The organism is Butyrivibrio proteoclasticus (assembly GCF_900115735.1).
In the GTDB taxonomy this organism is placed as follows: domain Bacteria; phylum Bacillota; class Clostridia; order Lachnospirales; family Lachnospiraceae; genus Butyrivibrio; species Butyrivibrio proteoclasticus_B.
Genome location: NZ_FOXO01000059.1, coordinates 1 through 6,141, shown reverse-complemented (window position 1 = coordinate 6,141; position 6,141 = coordinate 1). Strand labels below are relative to the sequence as shown.

General features: G+C 39.7%; 4 protein-coding genes and 1 pseudogene. 4 read left to right on the top strand and 1 reads right to left on the bottom strand.

What is annotated here, in order from left to right:
• The 4 genes and pseudogenes from BM146_RS18695 to BM146_RS18680 all read left to right on the top strand — a co-directional run.
• Window positions 1–535 (top strand): annotated as a pseudogene (locus BM146_RS18695) (radical SAM mobile pair protein B); the annotation flags it as partial.
• Between the two features lie 52 nt (window positions 536–587).
• Entirely contained in the window at window positions 588–1,109 is a 522-nt protein-coding gene (locus BM146_RS18690) for a P-loop nucleotide/nucleoside kinase family protein (RefSeq protein ID WP_074892174.1), read from the top strand.
• 487 nt (window positions 1,110–1,596) lie between these two features.
• A complete protein-coding gene (locus BM146_RS18685; RefSeq protein ID WP_074892172.1) occupies window positions 1,597–4,164 on the top strand; it encodes a putative bifunctional diguanylate cyclase/phosphodiesterase in 2,568 nt (855 codons plus the stop codon).
• Between the two features lie 283 nt (window positions 4,165–4,447).
• Window positions 4,448–5,377 carry a hypothetical protein gene (locus BM146_RS18680; RefSeq protein ID WP_143087547.1) on the top strand — a complete coding sequence of 310 codons (930 nt, stop codon included), beginning with the start codon at window positions 4,448–4,450 and terminating at the stop codon, window positions 5,375–5,377.
• 533 nt (window positions 5,378–5,910) lie between these two features.
• Here the strand turns inward: BM146_RS18680 and BM146_RS18675 are convergent.
• On the bottom strand, window positions 5,911–6,141 hold a 231-nt coding region (locus BM146_RS18675; protein ID WP_074892168.1), incomplete at its 5' end, for a winged helix-turn-helix transcriptional regulator.

The window sequence follows — 6,141 nt, the reverse complement described above, 5'->3', positions numbered from 1 at the left end:
AGAGATCAATGAAAATAGCAGACTTACAGTATCATGGTCAATCAATACTCTCGATGAAGAGTTTAAAGATGATATGGATGCGGCAGTAAGCATAGAAAGAAGGCTTGCTGCAATGAAAGAGGTATATGCGGCAGGCATTCGTACAATTTGCTTCATTTCACCCGTTTTCCCGGGGATTACGGATATAGAAGCAATAATAGACAGGACAAAAGATCAGTGTGACCTTGTATGGCTTGAGAATCTGAATCTTCGCGGAGGTTTTAAGGCAGATATCATGAAATACATTTCCGATAAACATCCGGATCTGGTGTCGTTGTATGACGAAATTTATAACAAAAAGAACCGCAGCTATTTTGAAGCGCTGGAAAAGAAAGCAGAAGAGCTGGCTAAAAAGTATGATTGCAGGTTTGTTGATAATGAAACTCCGTATGAGAGAGTAGAGAAAGGACATCCAACAATCGTAGATTACTTTTACCACGAAGAAGTAAGAGGAACTGCCAATAGTGGAAAGAGAAATGTAATACATAATCCTTGATGGAAGAATAAACCGGAAGTTAATCGCACAAATTCCAGTTGCGGAGGTAAAGATGGTAATAATTATAACGGGAGCATCCCATGTCGGGAAAACGATTCTGGCACAACGGATGCTTGAGAAATACAAATACCCTTATTTTTCAATTGACCATTTGAAAATGGGACTTATTCGTAGCGGCATTACTGATTTCACCCCAGAAGACGATGATGAACTTACAGACTATCTTTGGCCAATCGTTCGAGAGATAATAAAGACTGCTATTGAGAATGAGCAGAACCTTATTGTTGAAGGCTGCTATATACCTTTTGATTGGAGGAATAGTTTTGGGGAGCAGTATCTTCAGTCGATAAGATTCATCTGCCTTGCTATGTCAGATGAATATATAGATTCGCATTTTGAAGAAATAAAATCACATGGCTCTGATATCGAAACAAGGCTTGATGATTCTAATTGTTCAGATGAGCAACTTAAACAAGATAACCACCAAATCATAGAGGGGTACCAATCTAACGGAGAACAGATCACTCTAATCACAGAAAGCTTCGATGATTCGATAAGGGGAGTATTGGATTAGCAAATTTGAAATAAACCATTTATCTACCACTTATGACATATTTTACTGTAAAAAACAAACAAAACTATTATATTATTGTATAGGTGTATATCATTGTTTTGTAGATTTTATTTAAAAAAACAAAACATTACAGAGCCAGTAATAGTAGGGGGTTCTGGGTCAAAATAATTTTGCTTAAAAATTTTTCGACCGAAGCATTGTTTTAATATGCTTCGGTTTTTATGAACAAAACCAAAAAAATTTTTTTGACGAAAAATCCAAAAAATGAACAAAACCCTATCTTGTTCAAATAACATTGCAATATGGGAAAAGGTCTCTAATCAATCGAAATGATTAGGGGCGTGTCGTTTTTATGTGGTTATGTCAAACAAACGGTTTGCTGTTGTATAATGGAAGTAAAGGAAACAAATAGCCATAAATCTTAACCGAACGTAAATCAACATGGAAGATTATTATGTCGTATTGATTGGGTTCAGGAGGATTAAACATGAATTTCCCAGCGAGATTTTATTTTGATAAAAGAACACAAGAAATACTGGAAAGTCTTACCATCCCGTTTGCGGTTTATCAATATATTGATAAACGGGTGGTGACAGTTGCGCTCTCAAAAGGATTCTGTGATGAATTTGGATTCAAATGTTTAGAAGACGCATATGCAGCCATGGATAATGATATGTATCGCGCCACCCATCCTGATGATAAGACCAGGGTTGCAGATGCTGCTTATCGTTTTGCCGCTTTTGATATTCCGTATGACATTGTATATCGTACCCGCACTTTAAAAGATCCAGACTATATCATCCTGCATGCATATGGAAAGAGCATCTATCCGAAACCGGATGTGCGCTTATGTCTGACCTGGTATGCCAACGAGGGACATTTCTCAAATGAACAGGGAACTTATGAAAGTGTCCTCAATCAGACTTTAAGACGTTTTCTTGAGGAAGACAATCAGTATCGTGGTGCCTACTATGATTATATGACGAGACTTCCAAATACGGTTTATTTCTATGAACTGGCTGAAGCGGGCTGTAAAAAGATGCAGGAACAAAATATCGATTCCGCGATACTATTTTTTGATCTGACCGGCTTAAAGCGTTTTAACCGCTGGCATGGATTTGAAGAGGGAAATCGTTTGATCTGTGCTGTGGCAGATATTCTTGCCAAGCATTTTAGCAGCGAAAGCTGTGGCCGTTTTGCCCAGGATCATTTTGCCGCATTTGCTCCGGAAGAGGGATTGAAAGAGCATCTTGACGCAGTGATAGCAGAGTGTGCAAAAGTTAACGATGGAAAAAACCTTCCTGTGCGCATCGGTATTTATCCAAACCGGATTGAATCAGTACAAATCAGTACTGCCTGTGATCGTGCCCAGATGGCAGCTAATGTCCGAAAAAAGAACAATGAATCCTACTATGCGCTTTTTGACCTGGATATGATGTCTGAGGAGAAAAAACGCCAGAGTATCATAGACAATATTGATGAAGCCATCGAAGAAAAATGGATCAAAGTGTATTATCAGCCAATCGTCCGAACAACCAACGGCAAGGTTTGCAGTGTTGAGGCACTGGCACGATGGGATGACCCGGTGCTGGGGATGTTATCGCCCGCAGCATTTATTCCGGTTCTTGAGGATACCGGTCTGATCCATAAACTGGATATGTGTGTGGTGAGACAGGTTCTGGAAAATCTGAAATCAAACAAGAAGCTCTATAATCAAAATGTTCCTGTTTCTATAAATTTTTCCCGTGCTGATTTTGAAGCTTGCGATCTTGTTAAAGAGATCTGTACCCTTGTGGATGAAGCCCAAATTGACCGGAAGTTTATCAATATCGAAATAACAGAAAGTATGGTGGGCAGCGATTTCGACTATATGAAAGGACAGATCGAACGTTTCCGCTCACAGGGATTCCAGGTCTGGATGGATGATTTCGGAAGCGGCTACTCGTCACTGGAAGATCTTCAAAGTGTTAAGTTTGACCTGATCAAGTTTGACATGGGTTTTATGAGAAGGCTTGATGATGGAGAAGAAGGAAAAATAATACTGAAAGAGATGATGAAGATGGCGACATCTCTAGGGATTGATACGATCTGTGAAGGCGTTGAAACAGAGCGTCAGGTCCGTTTTCTTCAGGAAATTGCATGTTCTAAACTTCAGGGATATTATTTTATGAAGCCGGTTCCACCTGAACAGATAGTAGAAATACAAAACGGGTTCGAAGATTTTGATCAATCCGAATACTATGAAACATTGGGAAGTGTCAATCTCTTTGATCTTTCATTTCTTTCCAACTTGGATGAAAGTGTCATAAAGAATACCTTTGATACAGTTCCAATTGGTATTATGGAAATTAACAGAAGCGGTGAAAAAGTAAGGTATGTACGCACCAATCAGTCCTTTAGAGTTTTTATGAAACGTGCTTTCGGATTTGACCTGTCAAATCCGGAAACAGAATATCCGGTTCCGAAGGAAGGCCCCGGATCTTCATTTATGAAGGCTATTGAGCAGTGCCGGAACAATGGCAATCGAGCATTTGTAGATGAAGAAGTTAAAGACGGTTCAATAGCCCGCTCATTTGTAAGGATAATCGCTGAGAACAGTGTAACAGGAGTGGAGGCGGTTGCTATTGGTGTTCTTTCCATAACGGAACCTAATGAAAGCACCACCTATGCGGATATAGCTAGAGCACTTGCGGCTGACTATTATAATCTGTATGTGATCGACCTAGATACAAACGACTACACAGAGTATTATTCGAAGGTCGGCGGCGAGGAAATGACAATAGTACGTCATGGCAAGGAATTTTTTGAATCTGCCAGACGAGATACAATGACTCGAATCTATGAGGAGGACAGGGAGCCATTCCTTAAATTATTCACCAAAGAGAATGTTCTACATGATCTGGATGCCCAGGGTGTATTTACGACCACATACCGGCTGATCGATACAGGAACACCGGTATACGTCAATATGAAGATCACAAAGATGAGGGGAGGAAATCGCATAATTCTTGGTATCAGTATCATTGACTCTCATATGAAACAGAAAGAATCATAATATTTATAGGCAGATATCATGGTTTTGTAGATTTTATATATTATGAACAAAACTCCTTGAACCCAGTAATTATAAGGGTTTATAGGTTCAATTCAAAATGTTCATTATTTTTTGGTTTTGAATTTCAAAAACAGAACACCGCTAAAACCAAAAAATTTTTTTGAGAAAAAAACCAAAAAATGAACAAAACCCTATCTTGTTCAAATAACATTGCAATATGGGAAACAGGGGAGAGTTTGAAATTTTTTCTGTAAATATGGGTATTCTATGATAATTTAGATTTATGAGGGAGCAATCAGACTGGTTGCTTCCTTTTTTTGACTATATATTTATTAAAAGCTACCGTGAAGAAATCCGTGAGTCCATTGATATCTGTATGGAACAAAAGCCCAAGGATATGGAAGAACTTATAAAGCTTCTCCAGGAAATGGACTACGAAATAAAACGCGGTAAATATGTTTCTCTTAAGGGTAGAGATCAAAAGAATTTCTTGCGAATGCGCTCCCTTGGAGCCGGTTACAGAGAAGAGGATCTGGAAAAAGTCTTTTCCGGGGAAAGTGCATTTACACCTGATCCGAAGCAACAGCGTAATGACGAAAATGTTTATGTTAAACCTGAGCCAAATGTGGATATGCTTCTTGATATCCAGGCTATGATAGCCAAGGGAAAAGGACCAGGCTATGAACGCTGGGCTAAGGTTCATAACATAAAGCAGATGGCACAGACGCTTCTTTTTCTGGAAGAACATGGTCTCAGAGATTATGATGAACTTGCTGAAAAAGCCAAGGCTACATCAGAGAGATTTGGAGAAATTACTGAGAAGCAGAAAGCTCTTGAGGCAAGGCTTGTTGAGATAGCTGCGCTGAAAAAGCATATCATCAACTATTCCAAGACCAAGGATGTTTATGCCGAATATCGCAAGAGCGGTTATAGCAAAAAGTTCTTTGAAGAGCACAGGGAAGCTATCACTCTTTGCAAAGCTGCTAAGGAAGCTTTCTCCAAGATCGAGGGTAAACTTCCTAAGATCAAAGAACTGAATCAGGAATACAGCGAAGTCCTTCAGGAAAAGAAACGGACCTATGCCGAGTACCGGCAGGCAAAGCAGGAAATGAAAGATATACAGATGGCAAAATACAATGTAGATCTATTCCTCAAATTTGAGGAACAGAAAGAGCAGGCTGAAAAGCAGAAGACAACTGAACAGATTCGATAAGAATTAGGGAGATTTCATTGTGATGACACAGTGGAGTCTCCCTCTTTTTTGCGTTAAACAACGAGTCAGGTAGCTGTGCCGGATTCATGTTTACATGAAATCCGGTGCAGATATTTGACGAGTGTACCGACATGAGCAAGTAGACCGATAGGTCGGATTGCGAATGCCGGTCAGATTGTTAGAGTGCGTAGCACGAAGCAATCTGAGTTTAACGTATTAGCATCAATTCATGATGCGTAGCTCCGAGTGATAACGAGGTTCAGGGGGATTGGGGGAATGACCACCAACAAGCAAAAACGCGCCGAGGGTCCTCGGTGCCCTGCTTGCGAAAAAGTGAAATGCCCATATCCGGGCTGGAAAAATCAGTGTACTTTTTAATGGACATATCATGTGGGCATAATAGAGTAGTGATTAAAAGATATGGTAACAAGGATGGTTATTATAAGGTGTCCGGAAGAGTCGGAGAGGCTTTTTCAGATGGAAAGAAGCTCTTTTGATGGACAACAATTTACAATAATGAAAAAGCTGAGGGCTCAACCTTCAGCTTTTTCTATTTCTTTAATATATTCAAAGCCGAAAAGTTCAATCTGATCCAAGACCTTCCTGAATTTTTCGCCCATTTCGCTAAGACTATATTCAACTCTGGGAGGAACTTCGGCATATACCTTTCTGGTTATCAGTTTGTCATTTTCCAATTGTCTTAACTGTCTGGTCAGCATAGCTCTGGTGATGTCCGGAATATTCCTTTCAAGTTCGTTAAAACG

What these genes read in the sequence shown, in the direction of transcription:
- BM146_RS18690 (WP_074892174.1), top strand. Translation starts at nt 588, where the DNA reads ATGGTAATAATTATAACGGGAGCATCCCATGTCGGGAAAACGATTCTG.
- BM146_RS18685 (WP_074892172.1), top strand. Translation starts at nt 1,597, where the DNA reads ATGAATTTCCCAGCGAGATTTTATTTTGATAAAAGAACACAAGAAATA.
- BM146_RS18680 (WP_143087547.1), top strand. Translation starts at nt 4,448, where the DNA reads ATGAGGGAGCAATCAGACTGGTTGCTTCCTTTTTTTGACTATATATTT.